Origin of the sequence: Sphingopyxis indica (genome assembly GCF_032879645.1) — a bacterium.
In the GTDB taxonomy this organism is placed as follows: Bacteria; Pseudomonadota; Alphaproteobacteria; order Sphingomonadales; family Sphingomonadaceae; genus Sphingopyxis; species Sphingopyxis indica.
Genome location: NZ_CP076394.1, coordinates 2,656,699 through 2,671,269, shown reverse-complemented (window position 1 = coordinate 2,671,269; position 14,571 = coordinate 2,656,699). Strand labels below are relative to the sequence as shown.

The window sequence follows — 14,571 nt, the reverse complement described above, 5'->3', positions numbered from 1 at the left end:
GCACTCCCGCCTTCGCGGGGGGCACGGCATTTTCAGCCTCGCCGCCCCAGCGCGCGATGCTACCGATTCTTCCGTCCCTCGATCAGCCCGTCGACCAGGCTCGGATCGGCGAGGGTCGAGGTGTCGCCCAGCGATCCGAAGTCATTCTCCGCGATCTTGCGCAGGATGCGGCGCATGATCTTGCCCGAGCGCGTTTTGGGCAGGGCGGGGGTGAAATGGATATGGTCGGGGGTCGCGATCGGGCCGATTTCGGTGCGCACCTGTTGCCTGAGTTCGGCGAGCAGTTCGTCGCTCGGGTCGATCCCGGCGTTCACCGTGACATAGGCATAGATGCCCTGGCCCTTGATGTCGTGGGGAAAGCCGACCACCGCGGCCTCGGCGACCATTTCGTGCAGCACCAGCGCGCTTTCGACCTCGGCGGTGCCCATGCGGTGCCCCGAGACGTTGATGACGTCGTCGACGCGCCCGGTGATCCGCCAATAGCCGTCCGCGTCGCGGCGGCAGCCGTCGCCGGTGAAATATTTTCCCATATAGGTCGAAAAATAGGTCTGAACGAAGCGGTCGTGATCGCCATAGACTGTGCGCGCCTGCCCCGGCCAGCTGTGCGTGATGCACAGATTGCCTTCGGCGGCGCCGCCGGTCCGTTCGTCGGCGAGGACGCCGCCCTCGGCATCGACCAGCTGCGGACGGATGCCGAAAAAGGGACGTCCGGCGCTCCCCGGCTGCATCGGATGCGCGCCGGGCAGGGTGGTGATCATGATTCCGCCGGTCTCGGTCTGCCACCAGGTATCGATGACCGGAACGCGGCCCTTGCCGACGATATCGTGATACCAGCGCCACGCCTCCGGGTTGATCGGTTCGCCGACGGTGCCGAGCAGGCGGATCGACGAAAGGTCGTGGCGCGTCACATAATCGTCGCCCTCGCGCATCAGCGCGCGGATCGCGGTGGGTGCGGTGTAGAGGATATTGACCCGATGCTTGTCGACGACCCGCCAGAAACGGTCATGGTCGGGATAGTTGGGGATGCCTTCGAACATCAAGGTCGTCGCGCCATTCTGCAGCGGGCCATAGACGACATAGCTGTGCCCCGTGACCCAGCCGATGTCGGCGGTGCACCAGAAAATCTCGCCGGGGCGATAGTCGAAGCCGTACCAAAAGGTCGTCGCGGTCCACACGCTGTAGCCGCCGACGGTATGCAGCACGCCCTTGGGCTTGCCGGTCGAGCCCGAGGTGTAGAGGATGAACAGCGGATCTTCGGCGTTCATCGGCTCGCACGGGCAGTCGGCGTCGACGTCGGCGGAGAGTGCGTCGTACCAATGGTCGCGCCCTTCCTTCATCGCGACGTCGCCGCCGGTGTGCGCGATGACGAGCACCCCCTTCACCGCGACCTTTTCGAGCGCCTTGTCGACATTGGCCTTGAGCGGGATGGTCTTGCCGCCGCGCAGCCCCTCGTCGGCGCAGATCACCCAGTCGCTTGCGCAATCCTCGATGCGGCCGTGGATCGCCTCCGGCGAGAAGCCGCCGAAGATGACGCTGTGGATAGCGCCGATGCGCGCGCAGGCGAGCATCGCGACCGCCCCTTCGGGCACCATCGGCATATAGATGGTGACGCGGTCGCCTTTCTTCACGCCCAGCTTTTTCAGCGTATTCGCCATGCGGATCGTGTCGGCGAGCAGCGCGGCATAGCTGATATGGCGCGTCTCGCCGTCGGGGGCGTCGGGTTCGAAGATGATCGCGGTCCGCTCGCCATGCCCCGCGGCGACATGGCGGTCGAGCGCATTGTGACAGAGGTTGAGGACGCCGTCCTCATACCATTTGATGCTGACCGGGTCGAAGGACCAGTTCGCAATCTTCGTCGGCGCGCGCACCCAGTCGAGCCGCTTCGCCTGCTCGGCCCAGAAAGCGTCGGGATCGGCGATGCTCTCGGCATAGAGCCGATCATAATCGGCGGCCGTGCAGTGCGTGTTCGCGGCGGCGTCGGCGGGGACGGGGACCAGCGGTTCGGATGGGGGTAGGTCGGACACGTCAGCTTCTCCCGCTTTCGGTTTCAATCTCGTCGCCCCTGCGATACTCTGCGGCCCGCAAGTTTCAAGGGCGGGGGCAGGGAGGATGAAGTTAGAGCGCGATCAACTTTGAGTGAAACGCTTGCAAAGGTTCGTGTGTCCCCGCGAAGGCGGGGACCCATCTCCTACCGGTTCAAGATGGCGCCGGCAGGAGATGGGCTCCCGCCTTCGCGGGAGCACTCATGCGTCCAAGAAATATGATCATGCTCTAAGCCCGCCAGCCAAAGCCCTCGTCGAGCGCCACAACCCGCCCGGACGTCCCGACCGGCTCGGCCGCGCCGTCGGTCAGGAACGCGAGCATCGCCGCGTCGCCGACGTCGACATGCGCGAGCGTGCGCGCGCCTTCGGGCGTCCGCGCGACGACGACGCCGGCGCGCGGCGCACCGTCGCGGGCATAGAAGATGGTGTAGCTTTCGATCGTCGCCGGCCCCGCATAATCCTCGACCAGCGCCGGGACGTGCCCGCGCTTTGCCTCGGCCTCGGCCTGATAGTCGAAATCCTGCGGGAAGCGCGCCGCCGCGATCGGCGCGCTGCCGAGCACGATGCAATGATTGTCGGTTGCGAAGCCGCCGTTGGCGAAGAGGAAGCCATAGCGGCCCGCGTCGCGGAGCCGCTCGACCATCGAAACGATCGCGTGGCTCATATAATTGGCGATCGGCCCGCCGCCGAAGGTCAGCCCGCCGAACACGGTCGCTGGCCGGTCCGCGGGCCAGCCGAGGATGCGGCGCGCCATCTTGGGGACGCAGGGGAAACAACTGTAAAGCTCGACGCAATCGAAATCCTCGACGGTCATGCCGTTCAGGTCGAGGGTGCGGCGGATCGACGTTTCCATGCTGACGCTGCCGTCGTATCGGTCGCGCGCGAGGATGCTCGGCGGCTCCTTCGCTGCGGCGCCCATGCCGACATAGATCAGGCGGTCCTCGGCAATCCCGCGCCGCCGCGCCTCGGCGAGGCTCGCGACCAGGAAGCCCGCGCCCTGGTTCACCGAGGAATTGGCGACCATCAGCTTCGAATAGGGAAAGGCGATCGGCCGGTTGCGCTCGTTGACGTCGAGTATCTCGGCGGGCGCGGCAGCCTTTCGAATCCACGCGCCGTCGTTCGCGGCGGCGACTTGCGAAAAGCGCGACCAGATTTCGGCGCTCTCGGCCTGCGCTTCGGCGAGGCTCTGGCCCCACGCGGCGCGCGTCGCATTTTCATAGAGCGGATAGACGTCGACCGGCGCGGCAAGGCCGTGCTTCTGCGCATAATCGGGCTCGCGGCGGGTCGCGACCTTGCGGATCGCATTATAGCTCTTGTCCTCGCCGCTCGCGGCCTTGGCGGCGCGCCCAGCGGCGGTGCGTAGCGCTTCGCCGCCGACCACCGCGGCGAGTTTGACCTCGCCCGCGCCGATGCGGTTCGCGGCTTCGTTGAGCAGCCGGACCGGCGTGTCGCCGTGCGGGGCGGCGGACTGGTAATTGATCGCCGGGGCGGCGCCGATCGCGGCGGCGAGCGGCTCGCAGAGCTGGCCAAGGTGGCGAAAGCTGATCTGGTCGACGATCGCGAGGCTGTCGATCTCCGCGAGCGGCACGCCCGCATCCTCAGCGGCGAGCCGCAGCGCCGCGACCATCAGGCCGAGCGAATCGCGCCCTTCGTCGGGATCGTCGGGGCGGTCGTTCAGCTGCCCGACCCCGATGATGACGGGGATGCGCTCGGGATCGGTCATTCGATGTCTCCGTTCGTGTCGAGCGAAGTCGAGACACGCTGAGGGCAAACGCCAAGTCGATGGACATCTCGACTTCGCTCGATGCGAACGGAAATAGCGTCAACCGTCATTGTATCAGCGCGCCTTCCACTCGGGCTTGCGCTTTTCGGCGAAGGCGCGCGGGCCTTCGCGCGCGTCCTCGCTGCGCATCAGCGCGGCGCGTTCGATCGTGTTGTGCTCCCAATAGGGCGCGTCGGCGGCGATATGGCCGTGCTGGATGCCGAGCGCGACGCGCTTCGTCGCCTGCACCGAGAGCGGGGCATTGGCGGCGATCTTTTCGGCGAGCGCGATCGCGGTGGGCATCAGATCGGCGAGCGGGACGACATGGTTGACGAGGCCGAACGCCGCGGCGCGCGCGGCGGGGATCGGGTCGCCGGTCAGCATATGCTCCATCGCGAGCTTGCGCGGCATCTGCTGCGCGAGGCGAAAGGCGCCGCCCGCTGCGGCGAACAGCCCGACCTTGACCTCGGGCAGGCCAAACTGCGCATGATCGGCGGCGACGATGATGTCGCTCATCAGCGCGATCTCGCATCCGCCGCCAAAGGCGAAGCCGTTGACCGCGGCGATGATCGGTTTCGAGATCGGGTGCGACACCATGCCCGCAAAGCCCCACGCCTGCTGCTCGGCATTGTCGGGCGCCAGGCTTTCGCCGCGCGACAGCGCGACCAGGTCGGCGCCCGCGCAAAAGCTCTTGTCGCCCGCGCCGGTGATGATCACGGCGCGGATCCTGGGATCGGCCTCGGCGGCCTCGAGCGCGGTCCCGATGCCGACATGCACCGCGGCGTTGACCGCATTGCGCGCCTCGGGCCGGTTGATCGTCACGATCAGGAGGTGCCCGCGGCGTTCAGTGAGGATGGTGGTGTCGGTCATCGCGAATCTCTCTCCCTTTCGGGCGAGTATCGCGGGAGGTTGACGTTTACGTCAACTGCTGATCGTCATTGCGAGCGGAGCGAAGCAATCCAGAGTCGCGTAAACCGCTCTGGATTGCTTCGCTCCGCTCGCAATGACGAGGTTCGTCAGATCGACTGGCCGGTCTTCGCCCAGTCGGCGAGGAAGCCCTCGATGCCCTTTTCGGTCAGGACATGCTTGAACAGCCCCTTGATGACCGCGGGCGGCGCGGTCATCACGTCGGCGCCGATCTTTGCCGCCTCGAGCACATGGATGCCGTGGCGCACGCTCGCGACCAGGATTTCGGTGCCATAGTCGTAATTGTCATAGATCAGGCGGATGTCGGCGATCAGCTGCATCCCGTCGAAGCCATTGTCGTCGTGGCGGCCGACGAAGGGCGAGACAAAGGTCGCGCCGGCTTTTGCCGCGAGCAGCGCCTGCGTCGCCGAGAAGCAGAGCGTGACATTGACCATGGTGCCGTCGCCGGTCAGCGCCTTGCAGGTCTTGAGGCCGTCGATCGTCAGCGGCACCTTGATGCAGACATTGTCGGCAATCTTGCGGAGGACTTCGGCCTCCTTCATCATCGTTTCATGGTCGAGCGCCACCACCTCGGCGGACACCGGACCGTCGACGATGGCGCAGATTTCCTTCGTCACTTCCTTGAAGTCGCGGCCTGACTTGGCGATCAGCGACGGGTTGGTGGTCACGCCGTCGAGCAGGCCGGTCGCGGCAAGCTCCTCGATGGCGGCGATTTCGGCGGTGTCGACGAAGAATTTCATGGGGTGCGCTTTCCTTTGGGGACGGTGATTCGGGATTGCGATACCCCCTACTGCTCTTTCTGCGTCATTGCGAGCGAAGCGAAGCAATCCAGAGCGGTTTGCGCAGGCTCTGGATTGCTTCGCTTCGCTCGCAATGACGATGACGGGAAAATGCTGGCGTTCCGCCTTTGTTCCAGTTAAGCGAGCCGCATGGCCAAAGCGAAACGACAATATGTCTGCCAGAATTGCGGGGGCGTCTCCTATCGCTGGCAGGGGCAGTGCGGCGATTGCGGCGAGTGGAACACGCTCGTCGAAGAGGCGCCGGAAACCGTCTTTTCGGCGAAGCACGACCTGTCGAAGGGCGGGCGCGCCCTCGCGCTCGAAACGCTCGGCGAACACAGCCCGATGCCCGAACGGATGCTGTGTGGAATCGCCGAGTTCGACCGCGCGCTGGGCGGCGGTTTCGTCGCGGGGTCGGCGACGCTGATCGGCGGCGATCCGGGGATCGGCAAGTCGACGCTGCTGCTTCAGGCCGCGGGGCGGCTTGCGAAGGCGGGCAGGTCGGTCGTCTATATCAGCGGCGAGGAAGCGGCGGGGCAGGTGCGGCTGCGTGCGCAGCGCCTGGGGCTCGGCGAGGCGCCCGTCGCGCTCGCGAGTGCGACCTCGGTGCGCGACATCCTCGCGACGCTCGAAGGCCGCGCGGCCGACTTCGTCGTCATCGATTCGATCCAGACGATGCACAGCGACCTGATCGACAGCGCACCGGGCACGGTGAGCCAGGTCCGCGCGAGCGCGCAGGAGCTGATCCGCTATGCCAAGGACAGCGGCGCGGCGGTCGTACTCGTCGGCCATGTCACCAAGGACGGCACGATCGCCGGGCCGCGCGTGCTCGAACATATGGTCGATACGGTGCTGTCGTTCGAGGGCGAGCGCAGCCATCTTTATCGCATATTGCGCGCGGTCAAGAACCGCTTCGGCGGCACCGACGAGATCGGTGTCTTCGCGATGGGCGAGGAGGGGCTGGGTGAGGTCGCCAACCCCTCGAGCCTGTTCCTGACCGATCGTAGCCGCGACGTACCCGGATCGGTCGTCTTTCCTGCCCTGGAAGGCACGCGCCCGGTGCTCGTCGAGGTGCAGGCGCTCACCGTGCGGCTGGCGAGCGGGGCGACGCCGCGTCGCGCCGTGGTCGGGTGGGACGGCGGGCGGCTCGCGATGGTGCTCGCGGTCCTGGAGGCGCGCTGCGGGCTGCAGATGGGCGCAGCCGAAGTCTATCTCAACATCGCCGGCGGCTATCGGCTCACCGATCCGGCGGCCGATCTTGCCGTCGCCGCGGCGCTGATCTCGGCCTTCAGCGAGCGGCCGGTGCCGTCGGACGCGATCGTTTTCGGCGAGCTGTCGCTGTCGGGCGAAGTGCGCCCGGTGGCGCACGACGCCCTGCGCCTGCGCGAAGCGGCAAAGCTCGGTTTTTCAAAGGGCTGGGGGCCGAAGGGGATGAAGGCCGTGAAGGGGATCGGGGTCAACGGATTCGGCCGGCTCGGCGAACTCGTTGACCTGATGCTCGGGCGCGACTAGCTCGCCTCTATGGGAAGTCTGACGGCTATGGATATCGTCGTGCTGCTGCTCGTTGGCGGCGGCACGGTTCTCGGTTTTTCGCGCGGGTTGGTGCAGGAAGTGACCTCGCTTCTCGCCTGGCTGCTCGCGATCCTCGCGGTGCGCTTCTTTCACGCGACGCTGACCGGGCTGCTCGCGGACTATGTCAGCGCGCCCGGCGCCGCGGCGATGCTCGCCTTCGTTTTGCTGTTCGGCGGTGTGTTCGCGGTGACCAAATGGGCGTCGCGCGCGATGGGGCAGCGCAGCCGCGCGTCGCTCGTCGGCGGCTTCGATCGCGGGCTTGGCGCGGGCTTCGGCGCGGTCAAGGGACTGGCGCTCGCGACCGTGCTGTTCATGGGCGCGACGCTGCTCTACGATATCGGCTATGGCAGTGCGGCACGCCCCGTCTGGATGACAGACAGCCGGACCTATCCGGCGCTCAATGCGACGAGCGCGGCGTTGAGCAAGGTGATCGCCGAACGCCGTGCCGAATCGCGCGACGCCGACGTCGCGGCGAGAGAAGAAACGGACAAGGCCCGATGAGTGCGCCGCTCTACAATCGCGACATATTGGCGCTGGCTGTGGCGACCGCCGATTTTCCGCTGCTCACCGATGCGCGCCGCGCCTCGCTGCGCGCGCCGCTGTGCGGCAGCCGCATCATCGTCGATGTCGACGCCGATGAGGACGGGCTGGTCAGGGGCGTCGGCCTGCACGTCGAGGCGTGCGCACTCGGTCAGGCCTCGGCTGCATTACTCGCGCGCCACGCTGCGGGGCGCAGCGCTGCCGACCTCCACGCCGCGCGCGATGCGATCGCGAGCTGGTTCGCGGGTGAGGGCGAACGGCCCGACTGGCCGGGGTTCGACCTGCTCGCGCCCGCGCGCGACTATCCGGCGCGCCACGGCGCGATCCTGCTCCCCTTCAATGCCGCGGTCGCGGCGCTGGAGAGCGCAGAGGTGCGCGCATGATCGCCACGCTGCTCGCCGCGGGAACCGCCGCGGTCGAACAGGCGGCCGAAACGCCGACCGATACCTTGCTGTTCGAAGGCGCGATCCTGCTCGGCGTCGCGACCTTGTTCGTGATGATCTTCCGCCGCCTCGGGCTCGGTGCGGTGCTCGGTTATCTGATCGCCGGCGCGCTCGTCGGGCCGCACGGGCTGGGTCTCGTGGGCGGCGGCGAATCGAAGCTCGCGATCGCCGAGATCGGCATCGCCTTCCTGCTGTTTCTCGTCGGACTCGAACTGCATCCGCGCCGATTATGGGATTTGCGCAAGGCGATCTTCGGCCTCGGGCTCGCGCAGGTGGTCGTCACGGGGCTCGTCCTCACCGCGCTGATTCTGCTGACGCAGGGCTTCAGCTGGCAGGCGGCGCTCGTTCTCGGCCTGCCGCTCGCGCTCTCGTCGACCGCACAGGTGCTGCCGAGCCTCAAAAGCTCGGGGCGCATCAACTCGCCCTTCGGCGAAAAGGCCTTCTCGATCCTGCTGTTTCAGGATTTGGCGATCGTGCCGATGATCACGATCGTCGCGGCGCTGTCGCGCGCGCCTGCCGACCCGTCGACCCCGCCCGGCGCTATGCTCGCGCTCTATACGGTGCTGGCGATCATCGGGCTGGTGCTGGCGGGGCGCTTCGTGGTCAATCCGCTGCTCAAGGTCATCGGCCGCTATGGCGAGCGCGAGCTGTTCGTCGTCGTCGGGCTGCTCGTCGTACTCGCGAGCGCGGCGCTGATGCACAGCCTGCACCTGTCGACCGCGCTTGGCGCCTTTGTCGCGGGGGTGATGCTCGCCGACTCGCCCTATCGCCACGAGATAGAGGCTGACGTCGAGCCCTTCCGCCTGATCCTGCTCGGCCTCTTCTTCCTCGCGGTCGGGATGGTGCTCGATGTCGGCGTGGTGCTTGCCGATCCGCTGCGCGTGCTCGGGCTCGCGGCGGGGTTGGTCGTCACGAAAGTCGTCGTGCTGACGCTGCTCGTGCGTGCGTTCGGCAAGTCGTGGAAAACCGCGCTCGGGCTTGCGCTGCTGCTCAGCCAGGGCGGCGAGTTCGGCTTTCTGCTCTTCACCCAGGCACAGCAGGCGCTGCTGATCGCGCCCGAGGCGGCGAGCCTGTTCAGCGCGGTCGTGACCTTGTCGATGGTCTCGACGCCGTTCCTGATGCTGTTCGCCCGCAACCTCGAATTCGCGCCCGATCGCGACGGTCCGATGCCCGAAGGCCCCGACGCGGCGCCGCGCGGGTCGGCGCTGGTCATCGGCTATGGCCGCTTTGGCCAGACCGTCGCGCAGATGCTGCACGCGGTCGATTGCTCGGTCACGTTGATCGACAAGAAGCCGAGCCAGATCGAACAGTCGGGCCGTTATGACACCAAAGTCTATTATGGCGACGGGCTGCGCCTCGACCTGCTTCGCCGCGCGGGCGCCGACGAGGCGCGGCTGATTATCTATTGCATCGACGACGCTTCGGTCGACGCCGAGGCGCTGCGCCCGATCGTCGAAGCCTTTCCGCAGGCGAAGGTGCTGATCCGCGTATTCGACCGGCGCCAGCTGATGGCGATCGACGGCGCGGGGGCGGCCGGCGCGGTGCGCGAAGTGTTCGAAAGCTCGATTGCGCTCGGGCGCCTCGCACTCGCCGAACTCGATGTCGATCCGCGCGAGGTGGAGGATGTCGAGACGGCGCTGCGGCAGCTCGACGAAACGCGGCTCGCCGCGCAGATGGACGAAGGCGATCTGGCGGCGGGTCGCGACCATCGCTTCAAGCCGGGCGGCGGCCGCGAGGCGGCGAGCGTGCTCGAAAATCTGCGCCAGCGGCGGCAGGCAGCGAAAGCAGCGCGCGAAGAGGAAACGATGCAGGTGGCTGATCCTGAGACGGCGTAGCCTTTGCCCTCTCCCCTTCAGGGGAGTGGGATCAGCCCGCCCCGTCCAGAAACGCCGCCACCGCATCGAGCCCATACTCCTCGGTCACGAAGCTCTGTCCGATGCCGCGGGTCAGGATCAGCGGTAGCTTGCCGCCGCGCACCTTCTTGTCGTGCGCCATATGCGCCGCGAGCGCCGTGCCGCCGGTGCCCACTCCGGCGCTCGCCAGACTGTGCGGCAGGCCGACGCTCGCGAGATGATCGCGCACGCGCGCCGCGTCGGCGGCGGGGCAGAGGCCCTGCGCGGCCGAAAATTGATGCGCGAGCGCCATGCCGGCGGCGACCGCTTCGCCGTGGAGCAGCCGGTCCGAATAGCCGGTTTCGGCCTCGAGCGCGTGGCCGAAGCTGTGGCCGAGATTGAGCAAGGCGCGGACATCCTGCGTTTCGCGCTCGTCGGCGGCGACGATGCGCGCCTTCGCGGCGACGCTATGCGCGATCGCCCGATGCCGCGCGCCCGTATCGCCCGCGAGCAGCGCTGCGCCGTTCGCCTCGCACCATGCGAAGAAGTCCGCATCGTCGATGAGCCCATATTTGACGACCTCGGCATAGCCCGCGCGCAGCTCGCGCGGCGGCAGGCTCGCGAGCGTTGCCGGGTCGATCACGACGAGCGCTGGCTGGTGAAAGGCACCGATCAGATTCTTGCCCGCCGGCACGTTGATCGCGGTCTTGCCGCCGACGCTGCTGTCTACCTGCGCGAGCAATGTCGTCGGCACCTGGACAAAGGCGCAGCCGCGCTTGACGATGCTGCACGCAAAGCCGACGAGATCGCCGATCACGCCGCCGCCGAGTGCGATCACATGATCGCTGCGCTCGATGCCCTGGTCGATCAGCCATTCGGTGAGGCGCGACAGCCCCTCCCAGCTTTTCGTGCCTTCGCCGGCGGGCAGCGCGAGCGACGAGAAGGAGATATTCGCCTGCGCGAGCGAGGTGCCGACGCGCGCTAGATAGAGGTCGGCGACATGCTCGTCGGTCACGATCATCGTCCGCGGACGCCTGAGCAGCGGCGCGACATGTGCGCCGATCTTTTCGAGCAATCCGTCGCCGATCAATATGGGATAGCTGCGGCTCCCCAGTTCGACGGTCAGCTTTTGCATGCCGGATCTTCCCATGTTGACAGGGCCTCCAATATCGCGCGCACCGTATGGTCGTGGGGGTCGCTCGCCGATCCGACGCGCAGATGCGCCTCGGCATAGATCGGATTGCGCACCGCCGCGAGTTCGCGCAGCACTTGGCCGGGGTCGCGGTCCTTGAGCAGCGGGCGATGGCTGCGGCGTCCGACGCGCTCGACGAGCGTTGGAATGTCGGCGTCGAGCCAGATGCAAAGGCTGTCCTTCAGGATCAGCGCGCGCGTCTCGTCGTTGATGAAGGCACCGCCGCCGGTCGCGAGGACGAGCGGCTTTCCGGCGAGCAGTCGCGCGATCACGCGGCGCTCGCCATCGCGGAAATGCGCTTCGCCGAATTTCGCGAAAATGTCGGAGATCGTCATGCCCGCGGCGCGCTCGATTTCGTCGTCGGCGTCGGCGAAGGCCATGCCGAGGCGCTGCGCGAGGCGGCGGCCGACGGTCGATTTCCCCGCGCCCATCAAGCCGACGAGCACGATCGGCCGCGCGCGGATCGCGGGGTCGATGGCCAGGGCCGGGCTTTTCGGGTTTCGCGCCATGATGCGCGCGGCTATACCGCCCGGACCGCGCGGGACAATGGTTTTCGGCGCATATGTATAGCCAAGGGTCGCCGGGATATTGCACACAGAGGAAAGATCGGGAAAAGGCCGGTGGATCGGGCGGCTGCTCGTGCTGGCGTTGTTGCTGGTCGCCTTTGCAGCTCTGTTGTGGTTCCTCGGCCGGCCCGCCGAGCCGAAATGGATTGAGGTGGATGTGACCGACACGATTGCCGCGGGGGCGCCGCAATGAAGAAGAAACTGCTCGCCCTGACGCTCGGCCTGTCGGGAAGCGCGCTCGCCGCGGCGCTGATCCTGCCCGTGACCGCGCAGGAATCGCTGCTGCCCGAAGGTTTCGGTAGCCCGCCCGCGCCGACGCCGGCACCCACGCCCGCGCCCGGTCCGACCCCCACGCCTTCGGCGCCGTCGGCGCCCAAGCCGGGCGTTCCGGCGACTCCGGGGGCAAAGCCGACCGTCGAGGACGCCGCGGACGCGGAGGATGAGGCGGCCGACGAGGAAGAAGAGGAAGTCGAGGGCGCAATCTCGAGCCGCCTCAAATACGACCTGCCGCCGGGCGCACGGCGCCTGCTCACCCGCATCGGCCCGCTGACCCCCGAAACGGGCGGCATGGCGCCCGATGCGTTCGGTGTGCGCGGCCAATATGCCGCGGCAATCATGCGCAATACGAACGGCCGGATCGCCTCGCGCTGGGTGCAGATTCTGCTCCGCCGCGCGCTGCTCTCGGCGATCGACACGCCCGAGACGATCAACGGTGCCGATCTTGCCGCCGACCGCGCCGCGCTGCTGTTGCGCATGGGCGAATCGGTCGGCGCGCGCTGGATCGTCCAGTCGGTCGATCACGACCGCGCGAGCAGGCGGCTCGTTGCCGTCGCGCAGCAAACCTATCTCGCCAACGCCGATCCAGCGGGAATGTGCCCCTATGTTCCTGCGGGCCTCGCGCATGGCGACCAGCAGACGTGGCGGCTGGCCTCGGCGATCTGCTCGGGCCTGACCGGTGACGCCGGCCCCGCCGGCTGGGCGATCGGCCGCGTGCGGTCGCGCGGCCAGATTGCCAATTTCGACATATTGCTCGCCGAGCGCGTGCTGGGCGCGACGGGCGCGGGGCGGCGCTCGACGACGATCGAATGGGACAATGTCGAGCGCCTGACGAGTTGGCGTTTCGGCATGGCCACGGCGACCGGAATAGGGATTCCCGCCGAATTGCGCGCATCCGAACCTTTCTACATGCGCGGCTGGACGGTCCTCGCGCCGATGACCGACATGCCCGACCGCATCGCCGCGGCGCCCGAAGCGGCGGCGCGCGGCGTGCTGTCGAGCGAAGCCTATCTGTCGTTGCTGAGTGCGGCGGCGAGCGAGGCCGAACCGGCCGCGCCGCTCGCGGCCGAAACCGACACGTTGCGCAACGCCTTTGCCGCGCCAGCCGCGGCCGATCGCTACGCCGCGATGCAGGAGATCTGGGGCGGCGAGGGGAATGCGATCGCGCGCTATGCGGCGATCGTCTCGACCGCGCGCGCCGCGGCCGCCTTGCCGACGGCGACCGCCGTGGCGGATGATCCGTGGCAGCTGATCGGCTCGATGCTCGCCGGCGGGTACGACCGCAACGCCGCGAACTGGGCGGCGCGCGTCGATGCGGGAAGCCACGCTTGGGGCGTGCTCGCCGTGGGGTTGCCGCAGCCGCTCGGCGGGACGAGCACGGGCCGGATCGGCCAGTTCGCCGAAGGCGACGATAGCGCCGGACAACTGCGCTCGAAGCTGTTGCTCGCGGGGCTCGCCGGGCTCGGCCGGATCGACGCGGGGGCGGCCTCGTCGGCGGCGCAGGATCTTGGCGTCGATCTCGGCAAGCAGACGCGCTGGACGCAGGCGATCGAAACCGCGGCACGGCGCCGCGAACCCGGCATGGTGGCGCTGCTTGCGGCGACGGGGATGCAGGGCGATTGGTCGAAAGTGCCCGCTTATCACCTCTATCACATCGTCCGCGCGCTGCGCGACGTCGGACTGGAGGCGGAGGCGCGGATGATCGCCGCCGAAGCGCTGGTGCGTGTCTGACGCGGCGCCGATCGACCGCTTTCTGGAGATGATGGCGGCCGAGCGCGGCGCCGCGCGCAACACGCTCGCCGCCTATCGCCGCGATCTCGAACAGGCGTCGCGTTTCGCAAAGGGCCGGCTCGCCGAAGCCGATGCGGCGATGCTGCGCAAGATCATGGCCGATTATCGCTCGCTCGCGGCGAGCAGCGCGGCGCGCAAGCTGTCGGCGCTGCGGCAGTTCTTTGCCTTTCTGGCGGACGAAGGCGAGCGCGCCGACAATCCGGCGCTCGACGTCGCGCGGCCCGCGACCCGGCGGCCGCTGCCCCGCGTGCTGACGCACGCCGACGTCGAACGCCTCTTCGCGCAGGCCGGCGACGAAGCGGCGGGGGAGGCGCCGCCCGCCGCCGCGGTTCGCCAGCTGCTCCTCCTCGAACTTCTCTATGGCTCGGGCCTGCGCGCGAGCGAGCTCGTGTCGCTACCGCGCCGCGCCATTACGGGCGAACGCGCCTTTCTGATCGTGCGCGGCAAGGGCGACAAGGAACGGCTCGTGCCGCTGTCCGATCGCGCGCGCGGGGCGCTCGACCAGTGGCTGCCGCTCGCCGGCGACGGCTCGCCGTGGCTTTTTCCGTCGGGCAAGGGACATCTGACACGAGTGCGGCTGTTCCAGCTGCTGCGTGAACTCGCGGCGCGCACCGGGCTCGATCCGGCCGCGATCAGCCCGCATGTGCTGCGCCACGCCTTTGCGACCCACCTGCTCGAGGGCGGCGCCGACCTGCGTGCGCTGCAGCTGATGCTCGGCCATGCCGACATCGCGACCACCGAAATCTATACCCATGTCGACAGCCGCCGCCTCGTCGAACTGGTCAATCGCCGTCATCCGCTGGCGCGGATGGAGGACGTTGACCTGACGACGCCTTCCGCCTAGCGATT

At 68.0% G+C, this 14,571-nt stretch carries 12 protein-coding genes; 6 read left to right on the top strand and 6 right to left on the bottom strand.

All coding sequences use genetic code 11. The features are described from left to right. Positions 1–59 precede the first annotated feature (59 nt). From acs to fsa, 4 genes are all read right to left on the bottom strand, one after another. Positions 60–2,024, bottom strand: a complete 1,965-nt coding sequence (gene acs, locus KNJ79_RS12645) for an acetate--CoA ligase (protein ID WP_317151327.1) — start codon at positions 2,022–2,024, stop codon at positions 60–62. Positions 2,025–2,271: 247 nt separating this feature from the next. Beyond that, positions 2,272–3,765 carry an acetyl-CoA acetyltransferase gene (locus KNJ79_RS12640; protein WP_317151326.1) on the bottom strand — a complete coding sequence of 498 codons (1,494 nt, stop codon included), beginning with the start codon at positions 3,763–3,765 and terminating at the stop codon, positions 2,272–2,274. Between the two features lie 114 nt (positions 3,766–3,879). Next, a complete protein-coding gene (locus KNJ79_RS12635; protein ID WP_317151325.1) occupies positions 3,880–4,674 on the bottom strand; it encodes an enoyl-CoA hydratase-related protein in 795 nt (264 codons plus the stop codon). Between the two features lie 146 nt (positions 4,675–4,820). Beyond that, positions 4,821–5,471: a fructose-6-phosphate aldolase gene (gene fsa / locus KNJ79_RS12630; RefSeq protein WP_317151324.1), complete on the bottom strand. Its 651-nt coding sequence runs from the start codon at positions 5,469–5,471 to the stop codon at positions 4,821–4,823. A 189-nt stretch (positions 5,472–5,660) separates the two neighbouring features. On the opposite strand from fsa, the gene radA reads away from it, so the two are divergent. Genes radA through KNJ79_RS12610 form a run of 4 tightly spaced genes read left to right on the top strand, consistent with a single transcriptional unit; the run spans position 5,661 to position 9,900 of the window. Beyond that, positions 5,661–7,022, top strand: coding sequence for a DNA repair protein RadA (gene radA / locus KNJ79_RS12625; RefSeq protein ID WP_317151323.1), 1,362 nt, complete (start codon positions 5,661–5,663; stop codon positions 7,020–7,022). Between the two features lie 9 nt (positions 7,023–7,031). Continuing rightward, on the top strand, positions 7,032–7,583 hold the full coding sequence (locus KNJ79_RS12620) for a CvpA family protein (protein WP_170935550.1): 552 nt from the start codon (positions 7,032–7,034) through the stop codon (positions 7,581–7,583). After that, the gene (locus KNJ79_RS12615; RefSeq protein ID WP_317151322.1) at positions 7,580–8,005 is read left to right on the top strand and encodes an iron-sulfur cluster assembly scaffold protein; all 426 of its coding nucleotides are present in this window, start codon (positions 7,580–7,582) and stop codon (positions 8,003–8,005) included. Before KNJ79_RS12620 ends, KNJ79_RS12615 begins: the two co-directional genes overlap by 4 nt. Then, positions 8,002–9,900, top strand: coding sequence for a cation:proton antiporter domain-containing protein (locus KNJ79_RS12610; protein WP_317151321.1), 1,899 nt, complete (start codon positions 8,002–8,004; stop codon positions 9,898–9,900). Before KNJ79_RS12615 ends, KNJ79_RS12610 begins: the two co-directional genes overlap by 4 nt. 31 nt (positions 9,901–9,931) lie before the next feature. Here the strand turns inward: KNJ79_RS12610 and aroB are convergent, their stop codons facing one another. Together aroB and KNJ79_RS12600 are read right to left on the bottom strand one after the other, a co-directional pair. Next, a complete protein-coding gene (gene aroB / locus KNJ79_RS12605) occupies positions 9,932–11,032 on the bottom strand; it encodes a 3-dehydroquinate synthase (RefSeq protein WP_317151320.1) in 1,101 nt (366 codons plus the stop codon). Beyond that, entirely contained in the window at positions 11,020–11,598 is a 579-nt protein-coding gene (locus KNJ79_RS12600; RefSeq protein ID WP_317151319.1) for a shikimate kinase, read from the bottom strand. Before KNJ79_RS12600 ends, aroB begins: the two co-directional genes overlap by 13 nt. Positions 11,599–11,844: 246 nt before the next feature. Between KNJ79_RS12600 and KNJ79_RS12595 the strand changes: the two genes are divergently transcribed. Together KNJ79_RS12595 and KNJ79_RS12590 are read left to right on the top strand one after the other, a co-directional pair. Continuing rightward, positions 11,845–13,662: a hypothetical protein gene (locus KNJ79_RS12595; RefSeq protein ID WP_317151318.1), complete on the top strand. Its 1,818-nt coding sequence runs from the start codon at positions 11,845–11,847 to the stop codon at positions 13,660–13,662. Then, positions 13,655–14,566, top strand: a complete 912-nt coding sequence (locus KNJ79_RS12590; protein ID WP_317151317.1) for a tyrosine recombinase — start codon at positions 13,655–13,657, stop codon at positions 14,564–14,566. The genes KNJ79_RS12595 and KNJ79_RS12590 overlap by 8 nt, the downstream gene beginning before the upstream one ends. Positions 14,567–14,571 lie beyond the last annotated feature (5 nt).